Consider the following 22893-nt stretch of genomic DNA (forward strand, 5'->3'; position numbering starts at 1 on the left):
GTGCTCCTCAGGCGAAACCGACGTCGGTTTCTTTGCGTTTCTTGTAGTGAGTGACGGTGATCGCCGCGACGATCACCAGACCGATCACCACGTTCATGAAGTAGCTGGACACGCCGATCAGGTTGAGGCCGTTTTTCAGCACGCCGATCAGGAACACGCCCATCAGCGTGCCGACCACGCTGCCCTTGCCGCCGTTCAGGCTGGCGCCGCCCAGCACCGCCGCCGCCAGCACGTCAAGCTCGCCGCCCACCAGCGCGTTGGGCACCACCTCCCCCATGCGGTACACCTGCACCAGGCCGCCGATCGCCGCCATCGCGCCCAGATAGCCATAGGCGAACAGATGCAGCAGGCCGACGCGGATGCCGATGCGCCGCGCCGATTCCGCATCGCCACCGACGGCAAACAGCTGGCGCCCGAGGTGCGTTTTGTTCAGCAGCAGCCAGGTCAACAGCGCCACCGCCAGCATCACCAGCGTCGGCAAACCGAGCTGATAGCTCTGCTCACCCAGTTGGAACGGCAGCACGCTGCGGGGCAACGTCCACCAGTCCGGCAATGCGTACACACTGCGGCCGTTGGTCAGCCACATCAGCATGCCGAACAAGAACGCCTGCATGCTGATGGTGACAATGATCGAGACGATGCGAAGGCAGTAGATCAGCAGCGCGTTGACCATGCCCAGCGCGGCGCCGATCGCCAACGCCAGCAAAATGCTGCCCGCCGGGCTGGCCAGGCCGTAATGCGTCGCCAGCGTGGCGATCAGGTACTGCACCACCGAGGCGACTGCGGCGAAGGAGATATCGATGCCGCCGGTCACCAGCACCACGAACAGGCCGAGGGCGAAAATGCCGCTCACCGCGTAGCTTTCACTAAGATCGAGCAGGTTCTGCACCGTCAAAAACCGATCGCTGAGCAGCGAAAAGACGATGACCGTCAGCAGCAGTACCCAGGCCAGATAGCCTTCGTTGCCGCGCGGTTTCAGACTGAATCTACGCATTGACCGCCTCCGCCAGCTGCTGCTGGCTCACCTGCCCCGGCAGGTATTCGCCGATCACGCTGCCGCCGCTGAAGTGCAGCACCCGATCGCAGTTGTAATACACCTCCGGCACTTCACCGGAGATCAGCAGAATGGCGATCCCTTCCTGCGCCAACAGATGGATCAGTTGGTAGATGCTGGCCTTGGCGCCAACGTCGACGCCAACGGTCGGCGAATCGAGGATCAGGATCCGCGGCTGGGTCAGCACCCACTTGGCCAGCACGATCTTTTGCTGATTACCGCCAGACAGCGTCGAAACCGCCTGATCCGGATCCGCCACCCGCACGCCGAGTTTGGCAATCCACTCCGCGACGATGCGATTCTTGCGGTAATCGTCGATCAGGCGAAAACGCCCGCGCAGCTTATCGAGAATGGTCAGCACCGCGTTATCCGCCACCGACTGTTGCTGCACCAGCCCCAGCGTCAGGCGATCCTCCGAGACGTAACCGATGCCGGCCTTGATGGCGTCCTCATGGCCGCGAAAGCGTACCGGTTTGCTGTCGAGATAAAGCTTGCCGCTGTCCGGGCGGGTCATGCCGAACAGGCTCAGCGCCAGCTCGGTACGCCCGGAGCCGAGCAGTCCGCACAGCCCGAGCACCTCGCCCTGATGCAGGCGGAAGCTCACGTCCTGATACTGCCCGGCGCGGCTGAGACGATCCGCCTCCAGCATCACCCGGTCCTTATTCATGCTCGGTGACTTCAGGCGATAATCCAGCTTCAAGCCGGTCATCAACTCGGTCAGGCGATCGCCGGTGATCTCCGCCGCCGGCCAGGTGCCGATCTTGTTGCCATCGCGGATCACCGTGACGCGATCCGAGATCTCCAGCACCTCGTCCAGCCGGTGGCTGACGAACACCACGCAGATGCCTTTCGCTTTCAGGTAATCCACCGTGCGCAGTAGCTGATTGACCTCGGTGCGGGTCAGTGAGGCGGTCGGTTCATCCATGATCACCAGCCGCGCTTCCGCCACCAGCGCGCGACAGATTGCCACCTGCTGGCGCTGGGCAATCGGCAGCTCCGCCACCCGTTTGTCGAGATCGAGATTAAAACTCAGCTCCTGCAGCAGGCGCTCGGCGGTGCGCCGCAGCCGCGCCGGCCGGTGCCACCCCAACAGCCCGCGCAGGTTGTGCTCGAAGGCGATGTTTTCCGCCACCGTCAGGTTGGGAAACAGCGACAGATCCTGATAGATCACCTGAATGCCGAAGGCGCGCGCCTGATCCGGCGACAGCCGGCCGAAGGTTTGCCCATCGAGGGTAATGCGGCTGCCGTCATCCGGTTGATACACACCGGCGATCGCCTTGATCAGCGTGCTCTTGCCGCAGCCGTTAGTACCGGCCAGGCAGTGCACCTCCCCCGGCATCAGCGCCAGTGAGATATCGTTCAGCGCTCGCTGCCCGCCAAAAGTCATCGACAGCTGTTGCAACGAGATCAGCGGTGCACCCTGCGTTGCCGTATTGCCGGAAATCGCCATGATTACAGCCCCATTTTCACCAGCTTCGGCAGGTTTTGCTTATCCAGGCTTTCGGTGGCGTTGCCGAGAATGGTGTGCTGCTGCGCATCCACCTGCACCTTGCCCATGCCCTCGATGGTCATGCCATCGGTGATTTTTTCTCCTTTGTGCATCATGTCGGCGATGCGCACGAACACTTCGCCGGCCACCATCGGATTCCAGATATAACCGCCCTTGATGGCGCCGCGATTGACCAGCGAAGCGCCCTGGCCTGGGCTGAACGGCCCAATGACGCAGATATCGTTGCTTTTGCCGCGGTTGAGCACCGCGCGCCCGGCGCCGATCGGCCCCTGCGAACCGAACGCCAGCACGCCTTTCAGATCGGGATATTTGGCCATCAGATCGTTGGTGGTGCGCACACTGTCATCCAGCGATTCCCCCACGCCGAACTTGTCGCCCACCAGCTGCATGTTCGGGTAGTGCTGCTTCTGGTAGTTGATGGCCGAGTCCGACCAGGTGATGTGCAGCGGCACCGTCAGGCTACCGACATACACCGCATACTTGCCCTGCTCTTTCATGCAGGCGGCCAGCGCTTTCATGTGGTTGACCCCGTGCTGCGAGGCGTCCACCAGCTCAAAATCCCAGTCGGCGTACTTCTGGCCGGGGGATTCGTGCACGATCACCTTGATGCCCGCTTCCTGCGCGCGCTTGAGCACCGGCTCCAGCACCCGGGCGTCGTTCGGCACCACGCCGATAATGTCCACCTTCTGCGCGATCAGATCCTCGATGGCGCGCACCTGCAGCGCCGGATCCGCCGCCGTCGGCCCGACCATCCAGGCGTCGATGCCGCGTTTGGCGCTCTCGCTTTTGATGCCGGCCTCCATGGCGTTGAACCAGGGAATGCCGCCGATCTTCACCACCACGCCCATTTTCAGCTTGTCCGCCGCCTGCGCGGAGACCGACAGCAGCAGCGAGGCAAACAGACCGACCAGTACGGATTTTTTCATTGTTCTCTCTCCACAAGTGTTGGCTGTAATAAAAGGTTTTCGTTGTTGTTATCGCGCCGCCCTTTTCGCGGCGGGTGAAACTTCAATCACGTCGACGTTATTCCAGGCCAATTCCTGACGAAACTCGTCGTCGCCAAGCCTGTCGGTGATCAGCGTATCTATTTCCCGGTAATGGCAAATGCGAGCGAACGAGCGGCGGCCGAACTTGTTGCTGTCCACCAGCAGGAACTTGCGCTCCGAGGCCAGCAGCATCTGTTGCTTCAGCCGCGCATGGTGCTCGTTGCTCTCGCGGATGCCGCCGTCCTGGCAGATGCCGTGGCAGGAGAAGAACAGCTTGTTGATCACGAACTCCTTCAGCATCTGCTCCGCCAGCACGCCGATAAAATCCTCGTATTTGGCGGAATACTCGCCCCCCAGCCCGATGGTGCGCACGTTGGCCTTGCAGGCCAGCGTCTGGATGATGTGCAGCGAGTTGGTCAGCACCACTAGCGAAATATCCGGCAGCTGGCGCGCCAAAAACCAACTGGTGGAGCTGCTGTCCAGCAGCAGGCAATCCCCCGGCGCGATAAACTCCAGCGCGCGTTTGGCGATGCGCGTCTTCTGCTCCGGCGCCTCATTGCTGCGCTGGCGGAAGGACTCCCCCTGATCTATCTCGGCGGGCACATAGGTTTTCTCCACCGCCGGCGGCTCAACGAACACCGCGCCGCCGTGGCTGCGCAGCAGCAGGCCGCGCCGTTCAAGCAGGGCCAGATCACGCCGCGCCGTCTCGATAGAGATGTGGCACAGCTGCGCCACCTCCTGCACCATCACGCGGCCGCGCTGGCTCAAGACTTCGGTAATAAAGCGATGACGTTCTACAGGCAGCATGTTTCTTTTCTCCTCCACGACGATGATTACGATATCGATTTGCCGCGCCGCGTTTTGCGCGCAGACGCAAAGCGCATCGCCCCGCGGTCGGTCAACGATCGCGCTGTGATAGTTGTCAAAAAAATCGGGAAGGAAATGAAATGAATAATTACGAAAGTGTGGAGTAACAGACAGTTATGATGCGCGACCGCCTGAGGCAGACAGGAGAGAAACGGTAAACGGTCACAATTCCACGGTCCGCAGCATGACCGTTAATGACCGTTTTTGTGGTTTTGGCCGAGCGCCGGCCCCAAAGTAGCCCGGCGTTCTATTTACAGCGGCTTATGCGCCGTTTCCCGCGCCACCCATACCGCCCAAAGTGTGATAAGCAGAGCCAACGCAACATAGGCGGAAATCGCCAGCGTGCTGTCGTAAGATTTAAACAGAGAAGTGATGATCAGCGGGGCAAAGCCGCCACCGATAATCCCCGCCAAGGTATAGGCTAACGAAGAGCCGGCATAACGCACCCGTGTCGGGAACTGTTCCGTGATGAATGCCGCCTGTGGCCCATACATCGCCGCATGGATCAACAGCCCAATCACCACAGCCATGCAGATCAACACCGGTTGACTGCTGTCGAGCAGGACGAAGAACGCAAACGCCCACACTATCGCCGCCAATGCACCGCCGATATACACCGGACGACGGCCGAAGCGATCCGACAACGCGCCAAACAGCGGTACTGCGACGGCGTTGCCTATCGCCCCCAGCATGGTGGCACCCAGCGCCAGCGGGCGCGGCAGATTCAGCACGGTGGTGACGTAGGTCAACGTGAACACGACCACCAACGCATAGAGCACGTCAGAGCCGATACGCGATCCGCCGGCGATCAGCAGCGGACGCATGTGCTGCGTGAAGACTTCGCGCACCGGCGACTGCGTAACATCTTTCGACGCCTCCAGTTGCAAAAATGCCGGCGTCTCACCCACACCCCGGCGCAGCCACAAACCGAAGATGACCAGCACCAGACTCAGCAGGAACGGAATCCGCCAGCCCCATTGCTGAAAATCGTCCGCCGACATCGCCAACGTCACCAGCGTAATGAGGCCTGTGCCGATCAACGAACCGCAGGACGGCCCTACCTGAGCAAAGGACGCGTTGCGCCCGCGCTGATGCGGCTTACCGTGTTCCATCGACAACAGTACCGCACCCGCCCATTCTCCGCCCAGCGCAATGCCCTGAATAAAGCGCAGCGTCACCAGCAGCAGTGGGCTCCAAATCCCCCAGCTGGCGTAGCCGGGCAGCAACCCCATCAACGCCGTGGTCACGCCCATGATCACCAGCGTGGTGACCAGTACAAAGCGCCGTCCCAACACATCGCCAAGGTGGCCGAATAAGATGCCACCGATCGGCCGGGAAACATAGCCCACCGCGTAAGTGGAGAAAGCCAGAATCGTGCCCACCAGTGGATCGAACGATGGGAAGAATACATGGTTGAAAATCAACGCGGCCATGATGTTGTAGACGGTGAAATCGTACCATTCCAGCGCCGTACCGATCGAGCTGGCCGCCGCAAGTTTGCCGGTATTGGGCGTTGCGGCGGCACTTTCTGCGGCCGGTGCGGCAACCTGTGCCGTTTCAGTGGTGTATGCATTCATGATGTCAGCTCCTGTGCAGTCAGTTGCCAGCCAAGGGCATAATGCCAGGCATCGGCGGCGGGCATGTTCAGCGCTTCAGCGGCCTGCTCGCTTAAACGCAGGCCGGCTTCGGCGTCGCTGCTTTCGATCAATAGCATCGGCAACATTCGGCGGTTTTCTCGCGATTCTTTCGGCAGCGGGGAACTGAGTTCGGCATCCGGCGTCAACAGGCTGCTGCGCACGAATCCAGGCTGTTCAGCCAGCTGCGCGCCCAGTTGCAAGATGCGGGCATGCAGCGCTTCCGATGCCGCCGACGGCAGCACGAAGATACAGAGATGACTGCCGCACCCTTGGCCAGTGACCGCCTCCACCGCACACACTCTGCGCATTGGATCTCGCATTTTCTCCAGGCTCGCCACCGACCATGGCGTTTGGTGTTGAAACGCGGCGCGATAGGCTTCGGAGGTAAAACTGGCCAACGATTCGGTTTTATACAACCCCAAATATTGACGCCCCCCCTGCAATGCCCGATAGCGTGTGCCGGATAAAAAGCCGGGCACCCGCACTCGCTCCTCCACATGTTCGCGGTCATACCAGCGATTAAAATCCGCATCATCCTGCGTGGCGACATCCGTCGCGACAAACAGCATTCCGTTCTGGGAATCGTTCATGAATATTCTCCTGGTCATCTCAAAAGGCAGGCCTGCGCCCACCGGAAAATCACGCGTCGGCGAGGCAGCGCTCGATCGCCAGCGCCCACCCCAACAACACCTCATCACGCATCGGCAACCCAGCCAGCATCAGTCCGACCGGCGCCTCTCCTGGCTGTTGGCAAGGCAAGGACAACGCGCAACCGTCGAGGAAATTGATGATCGCGGGATTGCGCAGCATCAGTCCGTTGCAACGGAAGTAGGCATCATCCGCCGCCAGCTCGCCGATAGTTGGCGCAATCAGCGGCACGGTCGGCATCAGCAAAGCGTCAAAACTCTGCAGCGCCGCCGTAACTCGCCGCTGCCAGTCGGCACGTTGTCGCTGCAACAGCTGCAGCTCAGCATCGCCCAAGGATGCACCGCGGCGAATGCGCGACAGCACCCTTGGGTCATAGCCATCGGCCCGTTCAGCGATCAACGCTTGATGCCAGCGCCAGGACTCCAGCGCGGTGAAACCGCCATCGGCATTGATCGCCGCCAGCTCGGCGAACGCCGTGGCGGGGATCAATTCAATACGTGCGCCTGCCTGACTCAGGCATTGCAGGCTGCGCTGGAACGCCCCGGCAACTTCCGGCTGCAGTTCATCCAGCACCACCGCTTGCGGCACGGCAAAATGCGCCTGCGCCAACGTTTTTTGCGGCACCCGCAGCGGACAGTCGGCAATCAGTGCATCCAGCGCAATACAGCTGGCGACGTCATGAGCGATCACGCCGATCGAATCCAGCGAAGGCGACAGCGGCAGTAAGCCAGCGTCATTGATGCGCCGTGCAGTGGGTTTATAACCGGTCAACCCGCACAGCGCGGCGGGAATGCGTACCGACCCGCCGGTATCGCTGCCAATCGCGCCCAGGCACATGCCGTCGGCCACCGCCACCGCCGCACCGGAAGAGGAGCCGCCGGGAATGCGCGCCGCCTGGCGCTCCCAAGGATTGGCCGGCGTCCCGTAATGCGGATTGATGCCCAGACCGGAATAGGCGAACTCCGTCATCGTCGTTTTGCCAACCACCACCGCGCCGGCTTGCAACAGCCGTTCCACTACCGCAGCGTGTTTTTCAGCGGCTGGCGCGTCCGCTAATACGCGCGAACCGGCCGTGGTCACCTCACCGGCCACGTCAAACAGATCCTTGACCGAGATCGGCACGCCATCCAGCGCCGACAGAGGCGAGCCGGCGGCGCGTCGCCGATCGGAGGCCTGCGCTTGCCGTTGCGCCCACTCGGTGTATGTTCGCGTAAACGCGCGCCCCCCCTCTCCCCGCTCATCGACGATCTGCGCCAAAGCGGCGGTGGTGAGTTGCACTGCGGTGAACTCACCGCTAGCCAGCCCGGCGGTGGCCTGCATCAAAGTCAGCTTTTTCATTACGCCACCACCGGCAGTTCGATGCTGCGGTAGCGATGACTGATGGTTCGCCCGAGCACGTCGTCCACCAGTTCCATGCGAAACTCGCCAGCCGGTCGAATGCCGCCGATCGCCGCCACCGTGCCGCAAGTCATCGCCAACCCGTCGGGCGTTTGCGGCTGCGCCAGCCCGCACTCCGGCGGCTGCATACCGGTGAAGTAACGTTCCAGCAAATCACCGGGCGTACGCAACGCGGCAAGACAGCCCTGTTGATACAATCGCCATTCGCCCTCTTCCCTGATCCACGAACGCAAGATCAAACTGTCCCAATGTTCCAACACCTCCTGGAGCGGCCAGGCGGCTCGCGCCACCGGTTTAACGCAAATCTGTTTCGACAGCGCCACACTGTGCGCTTCGAGTTGACGATCGGTGTGATCGGACGCCAATGACACGAACAGTTCGCCGCGGTGGGCAAAAATCAGCGGTTCCACTTCGCCGGACGTCGCGTTGCCAATGACTTCAATGGTCTCTTGCTGGCTCAACTGATTGGCGGCAACGCGGTAAAACAGGGGGATTGCACTGGGCTGGGGCACGCCCAGCTCGGCCAATTCACGAATATGGTGCAAGATCGCCTCGCGATCGCGTCCGGTCCAACCGGCGATCACCAGATGATCAATCTCAACATTCAACGTCGCCGCGCCGCAGGATTCAGGTAAAGTGAAGGTCAGTCTCATGGCAGTTTCGCCCCTTTTGTTAAAACACTGTGAAATTTCACTATATCTTTAGTTACCAAATAAGCGATTTCCATGCCATGTTTTTGTGTACTATGTCTAAAAACTTTCTTCTTGCAGGAGCAAAACGTGAAGACTGTTGACGCAGAAAGCCCGCAGCGCCCGATGACGGAAGAAGCCGGCGTGTCACTGAACGAGCTGGCCTACCGGCGTTTCAAACAGGCGCTGGTCACACTCAGCTACAAGCCGGGCGAATATCTCAATACCGCGCAGGTGATGAACGACCTGGATATGGGGAGAACGCCGATCAATCAGGCAATCCACCGCTTGGCCAACGAGGGGTTATTGCAGGTCATCCCGCGCAAGGGCGTGATGGTTTCACCGTTGTCGATGGACGATGCGTTGGAATTGATCGAAGTAAGGCTGGCTAACGAGATGCTGTGTATGCGGCTGGCAAGCCAGAAGATTACCGAGAGGCAGATAGCAACGCTGACCGAACTCAATCGGCAAATCGAAGCCGCGAGCCAGGAGCGAGATAGGGTGCGCATGATGACACTCGATCATGAATTTCACCAGGAACTGGCGCAGATCGCCGGCAATAACATGCTGGCGGATATCCTGAGTGTACTGCACGCCAGGGCGCAGCGTTTTTGGGCCAGCACCCTGTCGCGGGAAGGGCATATGCGCGAAGTGATCGACGAACACCGGGCAATTATCGCCGCGCTGGCCGCACAAGACAGCGCCGCCGCCGCCGAGGCCGCGCAGGCGCATATCCTGTCATTCCGCACTGCGCTGCTGCACGACGGGTAACCCCGCGGCGCAGGATATTACCGGGAATAGTTATGATGACCCTGTTCTGCCGATGAGCAGGAGATAAACGGTAAACGGTCACATTTCACGCTCCGCGGAATGACCGTTTTTATAGTTTTGATCGAGCTCCATCGAGAGGTGGCCGACGTTGGTAGGCGTTGCCTTAAAAAACAGCAAAAAAATCCGGTGAGAACCTCACCGGACCGTTACCCGTCTGACACGACTTATTCCTCGTGCTCATGCTCTTTCAACATCGCCTCACGCAACACGGCGTTCAGGCGTTTCTGATAGCCTTTGCCTGGCCGCTGAAGCCAAGCCAACACATCCGCATCGATTCGGATGGTTTTTGATACTTTCATCGGCTTATAAAAACGCCCCTGCACCGCAGTCTGCCACGTTTCTTCCCCCAGCGCCGGCGCATCGGCATAATCGATGTCCTCGTCCGGCAACGCATTCAGTGAAGCAATTTGCGCTTTCTGCTCCTCCGTCAACGGCGGGAGTACGCTATGGGCCAGATTTTTGGCGGAATTTTTGCGCTTCATATCTTCCCCTCTCTTTGGCATCGGCCTTGCGTGCTGAAATGATACGCACGATCTCGACGGTATCGCCTTCGACATCCGTTTCGATCGTCGTATGTGCCACCAGCAACAGCAAACAGGATCCGACCATACCGATCGTTTGCCAACGTTCTTCTCCATCCTCGATCCTTTCCAGCACAGCCAAATGGTTGGGATCCAGAAAAACCCGTTGCGCTATCTCAAAACTGACACGGTGTTTACGCTGGTTGCTGTGATTTTTATCCTGATTCCATTCAAAATAAACATACATTTTTGTAACTACATTTTGATTGTTATTTAATCAAAATACACTCCACACGACGGGATGTCAAAAACCCCCTCATGCATTCAACGCCCGCCTGCTGCCTCGATAAAAGTACCGGTCACGTAAGACGCAGCGTCAGACAGCAGCCAAGCGATCGCCTCCGCCACTTCCTGCGGCTGCCCGCCGCGCTGCATCGGTAAACTGTCCTTCACGCGATCCACCCGGCCGGGCTCGCCGCCGCTGGCGTGCATCTCGGTATAGATGAATCCGGGCCGTACGCCGTTGACGCGGATGCCCTGCGCCGCCACCTCGCGCGATAACCCGATGGTCAGGGTATCGACGGCGCCTTTCGAGGCGGCGTAATCGACGTATTCCCCCGCGGCCCCCAACCGGGACGCCGCGGAGGAAACGTTGACGATAGCGCCGCCCTGCCCGCCATGGCGCTGCGCCATGCGTTTCACCGCCTCGCGGCAACACAGGAAGTAACCGGTGACGTTGGTGCCGAGCACCTGATTGATGCGCTCGGCGGTCAACTGTTCAATGTTCGCCTGCTGGAACAGAATGCCGGCGTTGTTGACCAGCGCGCTGAGCGTGCTCAGCCCGGCATCCAGCGCCCTGAACATCGCCATCACCTGCGCTTCATCGGCCACATCGGCCTGCAGCGCCAGCGCCTTACCGCCCTGCGCCTCGATCTCCGCCACCACCTGGCGCGCCGCATTTTCGTCACGCAGGTAATTCACACCCACCGCATAGCCCTGCCGGGCCAGCAGCAAGGCGGTCGCGCGGCCAATCCCCCGGCTTGCGCCGGTCACCAATGCCACTTTCGTCATACTGTTTTTTCTCTGGTTAGCGATATCAACACAGCGGCCTGCGCGCAGGCGCCCCGTATGCCTGTCAGAGTATAGAGCGGCTCCCTAAAAACCGCTTCAAAGCTGAGCCAGGCGGCGCAGCTGCTTTTTAATGCGCGACTTGGCGCAGCCGTAAGCATCCGTCGCCGCCGCCTGATGCACCCGCTGCAAAGCGGAAGCATGATGGCCGCCGTGGCTATGGCTCTGCGCATCGCCGCGAAAAGACAACAGCAACAGAACGAGCAGCGTCGCCACGCCTACATACATCAGCCGCCGCGAGGCGCCCGCGTTCGGGAAACCTTCAGTCTGCATGTTTTGCTCCCCCAGCCATAATTTCGAATGGCAGCAAAATAACTGAAATTCCCCCCCGCTCCCTTAACGCGAGATTAAAGCCAGATTAAGGTTTGCTTAAGAACGCGCAGGCAGAGCGGTTTTCCCCGTTGTCTTCCCGTCAGCGTTATAGTTAGATAAGCGCGACTCAAGGCTCTCAGCGGAAATAACGTGAACATACTGTTGGTGGAAGACGACCTGCAATTAGGCAAGGCGCTGTGCCGCGCATTGGAGCTGGCCGGCTTTAATTTGTGCTGGGTGCGCCTGCTCACCGACGCGGAAAATAAACTTTCACCCGGCGGGTTCGATTTGATGCTGTTGGATCTCACGCTGCCGGACGGCGACGGTTTGCAGAAGCTGATCGCCTGGCGCGCCGCCGGGCAAAATATCCCGATCATCATCCTGACCGCTCGCGACCGCATCGAAAGCTTGGTGAACAGCCTCGACTCCGGCGCGGACGACTTTCTGGCCAAACCCTTTGCGCTGCCCGAACTCATCTCGCGCGTCAAAGCGGTTAACCGGCGCATGGCGGGCTTCGCTTCTCAAACCTGGAGCCTCGGCGCGCTGTATCTCGATCCGGTCAACCATCAGGTCATGCTGGACAACGAACTGCTGATGCTATCGAAAAAAGAGTATCACCTGCTGCACGAACTGATGCGCTGCGCCGGCACCGTGGTGCGCAAAGCGGTGTTGGAACAGCGGCTGTTCGGCCACGGCGACAGCGTGGAAAGTAACTCGCTGGAAGTGCACATGCATAATTTACGGCGCAAAATCGGTAAAGAAAGAGTGATTACCGTACGCGGCATTGGCTATTTGCTGAAGAAAGAGTAGCGGAATGATCGGTTTCAAATCCTTCTTTATGCGTACCATTATTTTTCAGGTGCTGGCCATTTTATTATTGTGGGGGATCCTCGTCGCCTGGGTGAAATATTGGTATTACCCCGACATGGAGAAATATTTCGATAACCAGCAACGCATCGTCGCTGCAGGCATCGCCAATATTCTCGACGAAACCGGCACTGACAATATCGATTACCGCGGCATCATCAAGACCATTGAAGGCATGTACATTGATTCCATCAATAACGGCATGCAGGATGAAATCGACTATCACCCGCTGTTTGTGGTTTACGATCGGGACAGCCGGGTGCTTTACAGTTCGCAAACGCAGGGAGAACCGCTGCGCCTGCCGCCTTCGGTGCTGTCCGGCTCCGTCAATTACGCCGGTGCCAACTGGCATCTCGCCGGCAGCTGGAGCGAAAAGCACCAGTACCGGGTGATCGTCGGCGAATCGTTCAACGATCGCACCACGCTGTTCGGCAACCCGGCGGAGAGCACCGCCGTACCGCTGCTGGGCATTCTGGCAGCCATCATCGTTACCTTGCTGTTTACCGCCTATTTCAGCCTGCGGCCGCTGCGCCAGATCGCCCGCACCATCTCCGATCGCCAGCCTGGCAACCTGTCGCCGATCAACGTCAGCGAGCAGTATCAGGAAATCCGGCCGGTGGTGATGGAGGTCAACAAGCTGATGGCGCGCATCGACGCCGCCAATCAGCGCGAGAAGCGCTTTATGGCCGATGCGGCGCACGAGCTGCGCACGCCGATCGCCGCCGTGCTGGCACAGCTGCACCTGCTGACCCAGGTCGGCGAGCAGCAGGAGCGCCGGGAGATCATCGGCGACATGCAGCAAGGGCTAGATCGCGCGGCATCGCTGTCGCGCCAGCTGATCAACCTGGCCAAGCTGGAGGCGGAAGATTTTCCACTGAAAATTGAGGCGGTGGACATCTACGCAGAGATCGGCAAATGCATCGCGCAGCACGTCCCCTATGCGCTGGAAAAGGATGTGGAACTCTCGCTCGACGGCAGCGAGGACGTGGTGGTGAGTACCGATCGCCATGCGCTGATCGCCATCTTCACCAACCTGCTGGACAATGCGCTCAAGTACGCGCCCCCCGGCAGCCGTATCGAAGCCAATATCCGCTCGCTGGCGCCGCTCGGCTGCTATATTACGTTGCGCGACAACGGCCCGGGGGTGAGCGAAGAACACCGTTCCCGCCTGTTTGAGCGCTTTTACCGCGTGCCCGGCACGCAGCAAACCGGCAGCGGGCTCGGCTTGGCCATCGCCCGAAACCTGGCCGACAAAATCGGCGCGCAGCTGCGCGTCACCGAAGGCCTTGACGATCGCGGCATCGGCTTCATCATCGATTTGCCGGAAAGTTACCGGCCGCAGACTGAGAGTTAACAACGACCATGATCGCCCCTGTTCTGCTGCAACGGCAGCAACTCGACCGGCTATGGGATATCGACCGCAGCGAAATTATCGACACTCTGTATCGCCTGCAGGACGGCAAGCTGCAAGCCTACCCGGACTACTACGACGTGCGCGGCTGGGATCCGCACGATCGGGAAACCTATACGCCGATCCACGAAGCCTGCTTCGATCGCGGCGGGACATTCTTCGCGCTGTTCGAAGGCGAGGAGATCGTGGCGGCGGCGGCGCTGGACACCGAACCGCGCGGCCCACAGCGGGATCTGCGCCAGCTGCTGTTCTTTTACGTCAGCGCGCACAAACGCGGCCAGGGGTTAGGCAGGCAGCTGTTCCAGCTCTGCCTGCGTCAGGCGGCGCAAGACGGCGCCGCCGGGCTGTATGTCTCCTCCATTCCCAACAAAAGCACCGTAGACTTCTATCTGGCGCAGGGTTGCCGGCTCATCGAACAACCGGATACCGAATTGTTCGCCCGTGAGCCGGAAGACATTCATCTGGTCTGCCCTTGCCGCTAGCGGCCGGGGTTAACGGGCGATGCGCATCACCGAACGCACGTCGCTTTTCTTGTTCAGATCCCACACCTCGGCGATCTCCGCCAACGCGTGCTCCTGCGTCTCGATAGTGAGCGCTCCGGTCGCCGCCAGCGCCAAAATCTCGGCCGCGTAGCGCTGCATCTCCGGGATCGGCGGGAAGTTGCCGGTGCCGCTGCCGAGGATCTGCAGCTGGTTGCTGCGCAGCACCGCCGCCGGCAGCCGGATGTCCGGCGCGGCCATCGAACCGACGTTGACCAGGCGAATGCCGCGTCCGCCGGCGTAAGACGAGAGATCGTGATTATTGAGCGTCGCGAGCAGCGCTTCGGTCGCCGGCCCCCAGATGTAATCGACGATCACCTGATAACTGCCCGGCCCCGCCGCTACCGCGAAGGCCTGCGTCAGCGCCTCGCCCTGCAGGCTCAGATCCACCGTGGCATCCACGCCCAATGCCTCCAGCACGCTCAGCCGACGGCCGGCGGCAACGATACGCCCAGCCCCTGCCTGACGCGCCGCGGCAACCGCCAGTTTGCCTGAGGTGCCGGTGGCGCCGATGATCAGCACCGTTTCACCGGGCTGCAGATCCGCTCGCCAGCGCAACGGCAGCCAGGCGGCGAAGGCCGGATTGATCAGCGCTGCCGCCGTGGCGTCATCCACCGCCTCCGGTACCGGCACCGTCCATGACGCGACGCTGCGCTCAGCCATCGCACCGTAAGGACGGCGGAAGGAGGCAAAGTACACCCGTTTTCCGTCCGCCGTACGGCCCACGCCGTCGGTACCGGGCACAATTGGCAATTGCTTCGGGCTGGAATAGTGGGTGCCGGCGACGGTGGCGCGATCCAGCTGTTTGATGCCGGCCGCCAGAACGTCGATCGGCACTTCATTCGCCTGCGCCTGGGGCTCCTCAAAAGTGCCGAAAACCGGGGCTTGCCCCAGCGCTGTTACGATTGCCGCTTGCATGGTGACTCCTTAAATCGTGGGAACGCACAGGAAAGAATAGGCCGCTATAAAATAAAAAGGGACACCGCATGATGCGGTGTCCCCCAAACACAAACTTTGCCGAACGTGTTATTCGTAATCGCTCATCGGCACGCAAGAGCAGAACAGGTTACGGTCGCCGTACACGTCGTCCAGACGCTTAACGCTCGGCCAGTACTTGTTCTCGCGCACGCCGGCCACCGGGAACACCGCCAGCTCGCGGCTGTACGGGTGCTGCCAGTCGTTGACCAGCTCCGCCTGCACGTGCGGCGCATTCACCAGCGGGTTGTCTTCCAGCGGCCATTCGCCTTTGGCGACGCGGTCGATCTCGCTGCGGATCGCCAGCATCGCATCGATAAAGCGATCCAGCTCCACTTTGCTTTCCGACTCGGTCGGCTCGACCATCAGCGTGCCCGCTACCGGGAACGACATGGTCGGCGCGTGGAAGCCGAAGTCGATCAGGCGCTTGGCGATGTCCATTTCGCTGATGCCGGTCTCTTCCTTCAGCGGACGAATATCGAGGATACATTCGTGCGCCACGCGGTGATCGCGGCCGGTATACAGGATCGGATACGCGTCTTTCAGACGAGTTGCGATGTAGTTGGCATTCAGGATCGCCATCTGGCTGGCCTGCTTCAGGCCTTCCGCGCCCATCATGCGGATGTACATCCAGCTGATCGGCAGGATGGAGGCGCTGCCGAACGGCGCCGCGGAGACCGCGCCCTGCTGGGTGGTTACGCCGTCGATCTGCACGACACTGTGGCCCGGTACGAACGGCGCCAGGTGCGCTTTCACGCCGATAGGGCCCATGCCCGGGCCGCCGCCGCCGTGCGGGATGCAGAAGGTTTTATGCAGGTTGAGGTGCGAAACGTCCGCGCCGATGTAGCCCGGCGTGGTGATGCCCACCTGGGCGTTCATGTTGGCGCCGTCCAGATATACCTGACCGCCGAACTGATGCACGATCTGGCACACTTCACGGATGGTTTCTTCATACACGCCGTGGGTCGACGGGTAGGTCACCATGATGCAAGAGAGTTCTTCACCTGCCTGCTCTGCCTTGACGCGCAGATCGTGCAGATCGATGTTGCCGTTCTTGTCGCAGGCGACCACGACCACGCTCATGCCCGCCATTTGGGCGGAGGCCGGGTTGGTGCCGTGCGCCGAGCTCGGGATCAGGCAGACGTGGCGGCCCGCTTCGTTGCGGCTTTCGTGGTAGCGACGGATCGCCAGCAGGCCGGCGTATTCGCCCTGCGCGCCGGAGTTCGGCTGCATGCACACCGCGTCATAGCCGGTCAGCTGCACCAGCCACTGAGACAGTTGGCCGATCATCTGCTGGTAACCGGCAGCCTGCTCCGGCGGGCAGAACGGGTGCAGTTCGGAGAATTCAGGCCAGGTGATCGGGATCATTTCCGCCGCAGCGTTCAATTTCATGGTGCAAGAGCCCAGCGGGATCATTGCCTGGTTCAGCGCCAGATCCTTACGCTCCAGACGATGCATGTAACGCATCATCTCGGTTTCGCTGTGATAGCGGTTGAATACCGGGTGGGTCAGGATCGGGTCCTGGCGCAACATGGCGGCCGGGATCGATGCGCTGTTCTTGCTCACCGCCGCGTCCAGCGCGTCGATGTCCAGGCCGTGGTTGTCGCCGGCCAGCAGTGCGAACAGCGTTTGCACGTCTTCACGCGAGGTGGCTTCATCCAGCGTGATGCCCACGGCGCCGTGAATGTCGGTACGCAGGTTGATGCCGAAGCTCAGCGCACGTTCCAGCACGGCAGCCTTGTCTTTCACTTCAACGGTCAGGGTGTCGAACCAGGTGTTATGACGCAGCGTCAGGCCGGCCTTCTGCAGCCCGGCGGCCAGAATGTCGGTCAGGCGGTGGATACGCCCGGCGATGCGCTGCAGCCCTTGCGGGCCATGGTACACCGCGTACAGGCTGGCGATGTTGGCCAACAGCACCTGCGAGGTACAGATATTCGAGTTGGCCTTCTCGCGGCGGATATGCTGCTCGCGGGTCTGCATCGCCATGCGCAGCGCGGTGTTGCCGGCGGCATCGCGGGAAACGCCGATGATGCGGCCCGGCATCGAACGCTTGAACTCGTCGCGGCAGGCGAAGAAGGCGGCGTGCGGGCCGCCGTAGCCCATCGGCACGCCGAAGCGCTGCGCGGAGCCGAACACCACGTCGGCGCCCTGCTTGCCCGGCGCGGTCAGCAGCACCAGGGCCATGATGTCGGCGGCCACGCTGGTGATGATTTTGCGCGATTTCAGTTCGGCCAGCAGCGCGCTGTAGTCGTGCAGCTCGCCGGTGGTGCCCACCTGCTGCAGCAACACGCCGAACACGCCGTCCAGCTCCAGCACTTTTTCCGCTTTATCGACGATGACATCGAAGCCGAAGGTTTCGGCGCGGGTGCGCACTACGTCCAGCGTCTGCGGATGCACGTCGTCAGCCACGAAGAAGCGGTTGGCGTCTTTCAGTTTGCTGGCGCGTTTGGCCAACGCCATCGCTTCGGCGGCGGCGGTCGCTTCATCCAACAGCGACGCGGAGGCCAGATCCAGGCCGGTCAGATCGAGGGTCACGGTCTGGAAGTTCAGCAGCGCTTCCAGGCGGCCCTGCGACACTTCCGGCTGATAAGGGGTATAAGCGGTGTACCAGCCCGGGTTTTCCAGCATGTTGCGCAGGATCACCGGCGGCGTCAGCACGGCGCTGTAGCCCATGCCGATATAGGATTTGTAGCGCTGATTTTGCGAGGCGATCGCCTTCAGCTCAGCCAGCGCCTGGTGTTCGGTCGCCGCGTCGCCGACCGGCGGCGGCCCCGGCAGCTGAATGTCCGCCGGCACGATCTGTTGGATCAGCGCGCTGAGCGAGCGAGCGCCCACCGCTGCCAGCAACTCCTGGCGTTGTTCCGCAGAAGAGCCGATGTGGCGTTCAATGAACGCTTCGCTGTGTTCGAGTTGGCTGAGTGTCTGAGTCATTGCTACAAATTCCTGAATGCTTGCGTGATACGGGATATAGCTTGAACGGTAACTAAAACGCCCCGGCCGAGAGGCCTGGGGCGTGGTCACGATTACTCGTCGATCGAGGCCTGATAAGCCGCGGCGTCCAGCAGGTTCGCCAGCTCGCCTTCGTCGGAGGCTTTAATCTGGAACAGGAAGCCGTCACCGTAAGGTTCGCTGTTGACCAGCTCCGGGGAACTTTCCAGCTCGCCGTTCACCGCCACGATTTCGCCGCTGATTGGCGCGTAAATGTCCGACGCCGCCTTGACGGATTCCGCCACGGCGCAATCTTCACCGGCGGCGACGCTGCGGCCCACTTCCGGCAGATCGACAAACACCATATCGCCCAGCAGTTCCTGCGCGTGTTCGGTGATGCCTACGGTGTAAACGCCGTTACCTTCTGCACGAACCCACTCGTGGGAGGATGCGTATTTCAATTCTGTTGGCACATTGCTCATCGCCGGTTACTCCTTCGAAGAATTAAAAGAATCAATCAATAAAAAATCAATTTGTCAGCGGCTTGCCGGCGCGAACGAAACCGGGCTTGGTCACTTTGACCGGCATTTCACGGTTGCGGATCTGCACGATAGCCTGCTCGCCGATGCCTGCCGGCACGCGCGCCAGCGCGATGCTGAAGCCCAGCGTCGGAGAGAACGAGCCGCTGGTGATCACGCCTTCGTGGGTTTGCCCCGCCGCGTCGGTGAAACGCACCGGCAGCTCATTACGTAATACGCCTTTTTCCGTCATGATCAAGCCGACCAGTTGCTCGGTGCCCTGCTCGCGCTGTTGCTCCAGCGCTTCGCGGCCGATGAAACGGCGATCTTCCGGCTGCCAGGCGATGGTCCAGCCCATGTTGGCGGCCAGCGGCGAAACGCCTTCATCCATCTCTTGCCCGTAGAGGTTCATGCCCGCTTCCAGACGCAGCGTGTCGCGCGCGCCCAGACCGGCCGGCTTGACGCCCGCGGCCAGCAATTTTTGCCAGAAATCCGCCGCCTGCTCTTTCGGCAGCGCGATCTCATAGCCGGCCTCGCCGGTGTAACCGGTGGTGGCGATGAACAGCTCGCCGGCCTGCACGCCGAAGAATGGCTTCATGCCTTCGACCGCGCTTTTTTGTTCCGGGGTGAACAGGGTGCCGGCACGCTCTTTGGCCTGCGGGCCCTGCACTGCGATCAGCGCCAGATCGTCGCGCACCGTCAGCGCGACGCCATACGGCGCGGCGTGCTCTTCGATCCAGGCCAGGTCTTTGTCGCGGGTGGCGGAGTTCACCACCAGGCGGAAATAGTCTTCAGTGAGGAAATAAACGATCAGGTCGTCGATCACGCCGCCGGAGGCATTCAGCATGCCGGTGTACAGCGCTTTGCCGGGTTGGGTCAGTTTGGCGACGTCGTTCGCCAGCAGGTAGCGCAGGAACTCGCGGGTGCGGGCGCCGTGCAGATCTACAATGGTCATGTGAGACACGTCGAACATGCCGGCATCCTGACGCACCGCGTGGTGCTCATCGAGCTGCGAGCCGTAGTGCAGCGGCATCATCCAGCCGTGAAAGTCTACCATGCGCGCACCGCACGCCACGTGCTGGTCGTACAGTGGGGTTTGCTTTGCCATCTTTTCCCTCTTTCCACTCGTCGCTAGAAGTTAGGGTGCTGCCACACAATGCGGCGGAGCCTGGCTCGCGGCCCGATCGCCATGGCGCACTGACTGCTCAACACAAATGCTGCGCCGGGACGGGCGGAAACTGCGTGTAACCGCCGTGACGCAAACGATACCTTTCCCTCGAACTTATCACCGAACGACCACATTAACCATAAGTTAAAATAGGCTCATCGCCGTTCCCGTGCGGTAAAATGCCGGGGTAGTGTGCAGAGTTTTTCACTGGAAAAATGCGCCTTAAGGCACAAAATTAACAATTAAAGCGGTAAAACGCCGAAGTTATATAACAAACAGATGGCCGCGCATGGGATCCCGACTTTTGATAACCGAACATGGAATTAGAAAAAGTAATGATAAAAAGCGGCTGAAATTAGATTATTTCAAATGAAGGGTTATATAAGGAAAAGCGATGGAATAAGGCGAGAAGCGCGAGCCCGGTGCGGGCCCGCAGAAGGAAGGGATCAGGCAAGCCACTCGGGCAGATCGTTCAGGCCCATCGCCTGACGCACCAGCTTAGGCTTGACGCCCGGCAGGCTGTCCGCCAGCCGCAGGCCCACGTCGCGCAGCAGCTTTTTGGCCGGGAGGTTGCCGTCAAACAGTTCGCGGAAACCCTGCATGCTGGCCAGCATCACCGCCGCGCCATGTTTGCGGCGGCGCTCATAGCGGCGCAGATAGAGGTGCTGGCCGATATCCTTGCCCTGCCGCTGCAGGCGGCGCAGTTCGGAAATCAGCTCGGCGGCATCCATAAAGCCCAGGTTCACGCCCTGCCCGGCAAGCGGGTGCACGGTATGCGCCGCATCTCCCACCAGCGCCAGGCGGTGCGCGGCGAAGCTGCGCGCATAGCGGCCGGTCAACGGGAACGCCAGCCGTTCGCTTTCCAGGCTGCAAGCCCCCAGGCGCATGTCGAAGGTCATCGCCAGTTCGCGGTTGAATTGCTCCGGTTCCAGCCGTTTGAGCCGTTCGGCTTCTTCCGGCGTCACCGACCAGACGATAGAGCTCAAATGCGGATCGCTGAACGGCAGGAACGCCAGAATGCCGTCGCCGTGGAAAATTTGCCGCGCCGTCGCCTGATGCGGTTCTTCGGTGCGAACGGTGGCCACCAGCGCGTGGTGACGGTAATCCCAGAAGGTGAGCGGGATATCGGCATGCTGGCGCAGCCACGACTGGGCGCCGTCGGCGCCGATCACCAACCGGGCGGTCAGCATGCGCCCGTCCTCCAGCGTGACGAAGGCGTCATTTTCGCCCCATGCTACCTGCTTGAGCGCGGCCGGGGTAATCAGCGTGATGTCCGACAGGCTTTCGGCGCGTTTCCACAGCGCCTGCTGGATCACCGAATTTTCGATGATGTGGCCGAGATGGCTGAAGCCGCACTCGTCGCCGCGGAAAGCAATCTTGCCGAAGCTGTCGCGATCCCACACTTCCATCGCATTGTAGGCGCTGGCGCGCAGCTGGAGAATGTCGTCCCACACGCCGATGTGCTGCAGCAAACGCTCGCTGGCGGCATTGATGGCGGAGACGCGCAGGGCCGGCTGTTCCGACGGCGGCGCCATCTCCGGCTGGCGCTGCTCCAGCACCGCCACGCGCAGCCCGCTGCCCTGCAGGCCGCAGGCCAACGCCAGCCCCACCATACCGCCACCGGCGATAATCACGTCAAATGATTGCATGCTGCTCGATTTCCTTAAATAACGCGCGACGCCTTGCCGCGCCGCGCTTTGGGCGCGTTAAAGCGCCCGACCATGTCTCTAACGTTCCACCCAGCCCAGCGTACGCTTGGCGAAGGCATCGCGTATCGCCGGCAAACGTTCCATCGCCATCAGCCCCAGATTGCGGCCAATCACCAGCGGGCCATAACGGTTGGCGAACAGATGAATCAACCCGTCGGTCACGCCGATCGTCGCCTGTTGATCGTTTTGCCGCCGCTGCTGATAACGGCTCAGCAGTGCGTAACCGCCGGCGTCTTCGCCGCTGTCTGCCGCTTCCGCCAGCGTTTCCGCCAGCGACATCACGTCGCGCAGGCCAAGGTTGAACCCCTGCCCGGCGATAGGATGCAGCGTTTGCGCCGCGTTGCCCACCAGCGCCAGCCGGTGGCTGACATGGCGATCGGCGGTCAGCAGCCCGAGTGGATAACTGTGCCGTTTACCGGCCTTGAGGATACGCCCCAGCCGCCAGCCGAAAGCTTGTTGCAGCTCGGCGATAAAGCGCTCGTCGTCCCAGGCATCCACTCGGGCGCGATCTTCGCGCGCATGGCACCACACCAGTGAACTGCGCCCTTGCGACATCGGCAACAGCGCCAGCGGCCCATAGCGGGTAAAGCGCTCAAAGGCGCGCCCCTGCGGATCTTCCGCCGTGGTGACGTTGGCGATGGTGGCGAACTGCGGATAGTCCTCCTGCCGCCACTGCACGTTGCAGGCCTGCGCCAGCGCAGAGCGCGAACCGTCGGCCGCCACCAGCAGCTGCCCGCGCAGACGCTGGCCGTTGTCCAGCAGCACTTCCGCCCGCTCTGCGGTGCGGATCACGTCCACCACCCGCGCCGGGCAGTGCAGCGTGACACCCGGCGCCTTGGCCAGCAGCGCGAACAGCCGCTGCCCGGCGTCGTGCAGTTCGATCACCTGGCCGAGCGCATCGACCTGATAATCTTGCGCCTGCAGATTCACGAAGCCGGCGTGCCCGCGATCGCTGACGTGCACCTGAGTGATCGGCGTAGCGCAATCGCGCAGCGCCGGCCAAACGCCGATGCGCGCCAGCTGTTGGCAGGTACCCTGCGCCAATGCGATGGCGCGGGCGTCAAAACCTGGGTGGCTGCGGTCATCCGGCCGGGTCGCCTCGACTAGATCCACCGCCATTCTTCCCTGAGTGAGCGACGAAATGGCCAGCGCCAACGTCGCGCCCGCCATACCGCCGCCAACGATAATAACGCTCAT

Annotated in this window: 22 protein-coding genes; 4 read left to right on the forward strand and 18 right to left on the reverse strand. The window is 61.2% G+C overall.

Going from position 1 to position 22893, the window contains the following annotated elements; all coding sequences use genetic code 11:
* Positions 1-7: 7 nt before the first annotated feature.
* From ACMGGW_RS18645 to ACMGGW_RS18680, 8 genes are all read right to left on the reverse strand, one after another.
* Positions 8-994 carry an ABC transporter permease gene (locus ACMGGW_RS18645; protein WP_043142614.1) on the reverse strand — a complete coding sequence of 329 codons (987 nt, stop codon included), beginning with the start codon at positions 992-994 and terminating at the stop codon, positions 8-10.
* Entirely contained in the window at positions 987-2504 is a 1518-nt protein-coding gene (locus ACMGGW_RS18650; RefSeq protein WP_420279523.1) for a sugar ABC transporter ATP-binding protein, read from the reverse strand. The genes ACMGGW_RS18645 and ACMGGW_RS18650 overlap by 8 nt, the downstream gene beginning before the upstream one ends.
* Positions 2505-2506: 2 nt before the next feature.
* Positions 2507-3490: a substrate-binding domain-containing protein gene (locus tag ACMGGW_RS18655; RefSeq protein WP_025304134.1), complete on the reverse strand. Its 984-nt coding sequence runs from the start codon at positions 3488-3490 to the stop codon at positions 2507-2509.
* Between the two features lie 48 nt (positions 3491-3538).
* On the reverse strand, positions 3539-4357 hold the full coding sequence (locus tag ACMGGW_RS18660; protein ID WP_049208216.1) for a DeoR/GlpR family DNA-binding transcription regulator: 819 nt from the start codon (positions 4355-4357) through the stop codon (positions 3539-3541).
* A 311-nt stretch (positions 4358-4668) separates the two neighbouring features.
* Positions 4669-5994 (reverse strand): MFS transporter, encoded by a 1326-nt coding sequence (locus ACMGGW_RS18665; RefSeq protein WP_197832468.1) that lies wholly within the window; start codon positions 5992-5994, stop codon positions 4669-4671.
* On the reverse strand, positions 5991-6644 hold the full coding sequence (locus ACMGGW_RS18670) for a DUF4286 family protein (protein ID WP_043142626.1): 654 nt from the start codon (positions 6642-6644) through the stop codon (positions 5991-5993). The genes ACMGGW_RS18665 and ACMGGW_RS18670 overlap by 4 nt, the downstream gene beginning before the upstream one ends.
* A gap of 49 nt (positions 6645-6693) precedes the next feature.
* The gene (locus ACMGGW_RS18675) at positions 6694-8040 is read right to left on the reverse strand and encodes an amidase (RefSeq protein ID WP_197832469.1); all 1347 of its coding nucleotides are present in this window, start codon (positions 8038-8040) and stop codon (positions 6694-6696) included.
* Positions 8040-8753, reverse strand: a complete 714-nt coding sequence (locus tag ACMGGW_RS18680; RefSeq protein ID WP_025304139.1) for a DUF2848 domain-containing protein — start codon at positions 8751-8753, stop codon at positions 8040-8042. Before ACMGGW_RS18680 ends, ACMGGW_RS18675 begins: the two co-directional genes overlap by 1 nt.
* A gap of 162 nt (positions 8754-8915) precedes the next feature.
* On the opposite strand from ACMGGW_RS18680, the gene ACMGGW_RS18685 reads away from it, so the two are divergent.
* Positions 8916-9560 carry a GntR family transcriptional regulator gene (locus ACMGGW_RS18685; protein ID WP_169540627.1) on the forward strand — a complete coding sequence of 215 codons (645 nt, stop codon included), beginning with the start codon at positions 8916-8918 and terminating at the stop codon, positions 9558-9560.
* 224 nt (positions 9561-9784) lie between these two features.
* On the opposite strand, the gene ACMGGW_RS18690 is transcribed toward ACMGGW_RS18685, so the two are convergent.
* The 4 genes from ACMGGW_RS18690 to ACMGGW_RS18705 all read right to left on the reverse strand — a co-directional run bounded on the left by ACMGGW_RS18690 (position 9785) and on the right by ACMGGW_RS18705 (position 11542).
* Positions 9785-10102 (reverse strand): BrnA antitoxin family protein, encoded by a 318-nt coding sequence (locus tag ACMGGW_RS18690; protein WP_033639455.1) that lies wholly within the window; start codon positions 10100-10102, stop codon positions 9785-9787.
* Positions 10065-10388 (reverse strand): BrnT family toxin, encoded by a 324-nt coding sequence (locus ACMGGW_RS18695; protein WP_071845113.1) that lies wholly within the window; start codon positions 10386-10388, stop codon positions 10065-10067. The genes ACMGGW_RS18690 and ACMGGW_RS18695 overlap by 38 nt, the downstream gene beginning before the upstream one ends.
* Positions 10389-10465: 77 nt before the next feature.
* Complete coding sequence (locus ACMGGW_RS18700; RefSeq protein WP_420279524.1) at positions 10466-11212, reverse strand: SDR family oxidoreductase; 747 nt, start codon at positions 11210-11212, stop codon at positions 10466-10468.
* Between the two features lie 96 nt (positions 11213-11308).
* Positions 11309-11542 carry a hypothetical protein gene (locus ACMGGW_RS18705; RefSeq protein WP_025304144.1) on the reverse strand — a complete coding sequence of 78 codons (234 nt, stop codon included), beginning with the start codon at positions 11540-11542 and terminating at the stop codon, positions 11309-11311.
* A gap of 189 nt (positions 11543-11731) precedes the next feature.
* Between ACMGGW_RS18705 and ACMGGW_RS18710 the strand changes: the two genes are divergently transcribed.
* Genes ACMGGW_RS18710 through ACMGGW_RS18720 form a run of 3 tightly spaced genes read left to right on the forward strand, consistent with a single transcriptional unit; the run spans position 11732 to position 14341 of the window.
* On the forward strand, positions 11732-12391 hold the full coding sequence (locus ACMGGW_RS18710) for a response regulator (RefSeq protein ID WP_025304145.1): 660 nt from the start codon (positions 11732-11734) through the stop codon (positions 12389-12391).
* 4 nt (positions 12392-12395) lie between these two features.
* Positions 12396-13802 carry an ATP-binding protein gene (locus ACMGGW_RS18715; protein ID WP_049206140.1) on the forward strand — a complete coding sequence of 469 codons (1407 nt, stop codon included), beginning with the start codon at positions 12396-12398 and terminating at the stop codon, positions 13800-13802.
* Positions 13803-13813: 11 nt separating this feature from the next.
* Positions 13814-14341 carry a GNAT family N-acetyltransferase gene (locus tag ACMGGW_RS18720; protein WP_025304147.1) on the forward strand — a complete coding sequence of 176 codons (528 nt, stop codon included), beginning with the start codon at positions 13814-13816 and terminating at the stop codon, positions 14339-14341.
* A gap of 9 nt (positions 14342-14350) precedes the next feature.
* On the opposite strand, the gene ACMGGW_RS18725 is transcribed toward ACMGGW_RS18720, so the two are convergent.
* The 6 genes from ACMGGW_RS18725 to ubiH form a co-directional block, all read right to left on the reverse strand.
* Positions 14351-15316 (reverse strand): zinc-binding alcohol dehydrogenase family protein, encoded by a 966-nt coding sequence (locus ACMGGW_RS18725; protein ID WP_197832470.1) that lies wholly within the window; start codon positions 15314-15316, stop codon positions 14351-14353.
* Positions 15317-15424: 108 nt separating this feature from the next.
* Positions 15425-18304, reverse strand: a complete 2880-nt coding sequence (gene gcvP, locus ACMGGW_RS18730) for an aminomethyl-transferring glycine dehydrogenase (protein ID WP_049296196.1) — start codon at positions 18302-18304, stop codon at positions 15425-15427.
* A gap of 92 nt (positions 18305-18396) precedes the next feature.
* Positions 18397-18783 carry a glycine cleavage system protein GcvH gene (gcvH, locus tag ACMGGW_RS18735; protein WP_025304150.1) on the reverse strand — a complete coding sequence of 129 codons (387 nt, stop codon included), beginning with the start codon at positions 18781-18783 and terminating at the stop codon, positions 18397-18399.
* A gap of 46 nt (positions 18784-18829) precedes the next feature.
* The gene (gcvT, locus tag ACMGGW_RS18740) at positions 18830-19927 is read right to left on the reverse strand and encodes a glycine cleavage system aminomethyltransferase GcvT (RefSeq protein WP_004931631.1); all 1098 of its coding nucleotides are present in this window, start codon (positions 19925-19927) and stop codon (positions 18830-18832) included.
* Between the two features lie 506 nt (positions 19928-20433).
* Positions 20434-21636 carry an FAD-dependent 2-octaprenylphenol hydroxylase gene (ubiI, locus tag ACMGGW_RS18745; RefSeq protein ID WP_197832471.1) on the reverse strand — a complete coding sequence of 401 codons (1203 nt, stop codon included), beginning with the start codon at positions 21634-21636 and terminating at the stop codon, positions 20434-20436.
* A 78-nt stretch (positions 21637-21714) separates the two neighbouring features.
* The gene (gene ubiH / locus ACMGGW_RS18750; protein WP_197832472.1) at positions 21715-22893 is read right to left on the reverse strand and encodes a 2-octaprenyl-6-methoxyphenyl hydroxylase; all 1179 of its coding nucleotides are present in this window, start codon (positions 22891-22893) and stop codon (positions 21715-21717) included.

The sequence above is a fragment of the Serratia sp. BNK-4 genome (assembly GCF_048685115.1).
GTDB classification, from domain to species: domain Bacteria; phylum Pseudomonadota; class Gammaproteobacteria; order Enterobacterales; family Enterobacteriaceae; genus Serratia; species Serratia bockelmannii.

Bases quoted from the DNA above. Each gene is read 5' to 3' on its own strand.
- gcvP (WP_049296196.1), bottom strand. From the start codon at position 18,304: ATGACTCAGACACTCAGCCAACTCGAACACAGCGAAGCGTTCATTGAA.
- ACMGGW_RS18685 (WP_169540627.1), top strand. From the start codon at position 8,916: ATGACGGAAGAAGCCGGCGTGTCACTGAACGAGCTGGCCTACCGGCGT.
- ACMGGW_RS18665 (WP_197832468.1), bottom strand. From the start codon at position 5,994: ATGAATGCATACACCACTGAAACGGCACAGGTTGCCGCACCGGCCGCA.
- ACMGGW_RS18695 (WP_071845113.1), bottom strand. From the start codon at position 10,388: ATGTATGTTTATTTTGAATGGAATCAGGATAAAAATCACAGCAACCAG.
- ubiH (WP_197832472.1), bottom strand. From the start codon at position 22,893: ATGAGCGTTATTATCGTTGGCGGCGGTATGGCGGGCGCGACGTTGGCG.
- ubiI (WP_197832471.1), bottom strand. From the start codon at position 21,636: ATGCAATCATTTGACGTGATTATCGCCGGTGGCGGTATGGTGGGGCTG.
- ACMGGW_RS18715 (WP_049206140.1), top strand. From the start codon at position 12,396: ATGATCGGTTTCAAATCCTTCTTTATGCGTACCATTATTTTTCAGGTG.
- ACMGGW_RS18650 (WP_420279523.1), bottom strand. From the start codon at position 2,504: ATGGCGATTTCCGGCAATACGGCAACGCAGGGTGCACCGCTGATCTCG.
- ACMGGW_RS18725 (WP_197832470.1), bottom strand. From the start codon at position 15,316: ATGCAAGCGGCAATCGTAACAGCGCTGGGGCAAGCCCCGGTTTTCGGC.
- ACMGGW_RS18655 (WP_025304134.1), bottom strand. From the start codon at position 3,490: ATGAAAAAATCCGTACTGGTCGGTCTGTTTGCCTCGCTGCTGCTGTCG.
- ACMGGW_RS18670 (WP_043142626.1), bottom strand. From the start codon at position 6,644: ATGAACGATTCCCAGAACGGAATGCTGTTTGTCGCGACGGATGTCGCC.
- gcvT (WP_004931631.1), bottom strand. From the start codon at position 19,927: ATGGCAAAGCAAACCCCACTGTACGACCAGCACGTGGCGTGCGGTGCG.
- ACMGGW_RS18675 (WP_197832469.1), bottom strand. From the start codon at position 8,040: ATGAAAAAGCTGACTTTGATGCAGGCCACCGCCGGGCTGGCTAGCGGT.
- gcvH (WP_025304150.1), bottom strand. From the start codon at position 18,783: ATGAGCAATGTGCCAACAGAATTGAAATACGCATCCTCCCACGAGTGG.
- ACMGGW_RS18690 (WP_033639455.1), bottom strand. From the start codon at position 10,102: ATGAAGCGCAAAAATTCCGCCAAAAATCTGGCCCATAGCGTACTCCCG.
- ACMGGW_RS18700 (WP_420279524.1), bottom strand. From the start codon at position 11,212: ATGACGAAAGTGGCATTGGTGACCGGCGCAAGCCGGGGGATTGGCCGC.
- ACMGGW_RS18680 (WP_025304139.1), bottom strand. From the start codon at position 8,753: ATGAGACTGACCTTCACTTTACCTGAATCCTGCGGCGCGGCGACGTTG.
- ACMGGW_RS18705 (WP_025304144.1), bottom strand. From the start codon at position 11,542: ATGCAGACTGAAGGTTTCCCGAACGCGGGCGCCTCGCGGCGGCTGATG.
- ACMGGW_RS18645 (WP_043142614.1), bottom strand. From the start codon at position 994: ATGCGTAGATTCAGTCTGAAACCGCGCGGCAACGAAGGCTATCTGGCC.
- ACMGGW_RS18660 (WP_049208216.1), bottom strand. From the start codon at position 4,357: ATGCTGCCTGTAGAACGTCATCGCTTTATTACCGAAGTCTTGAGCCAG.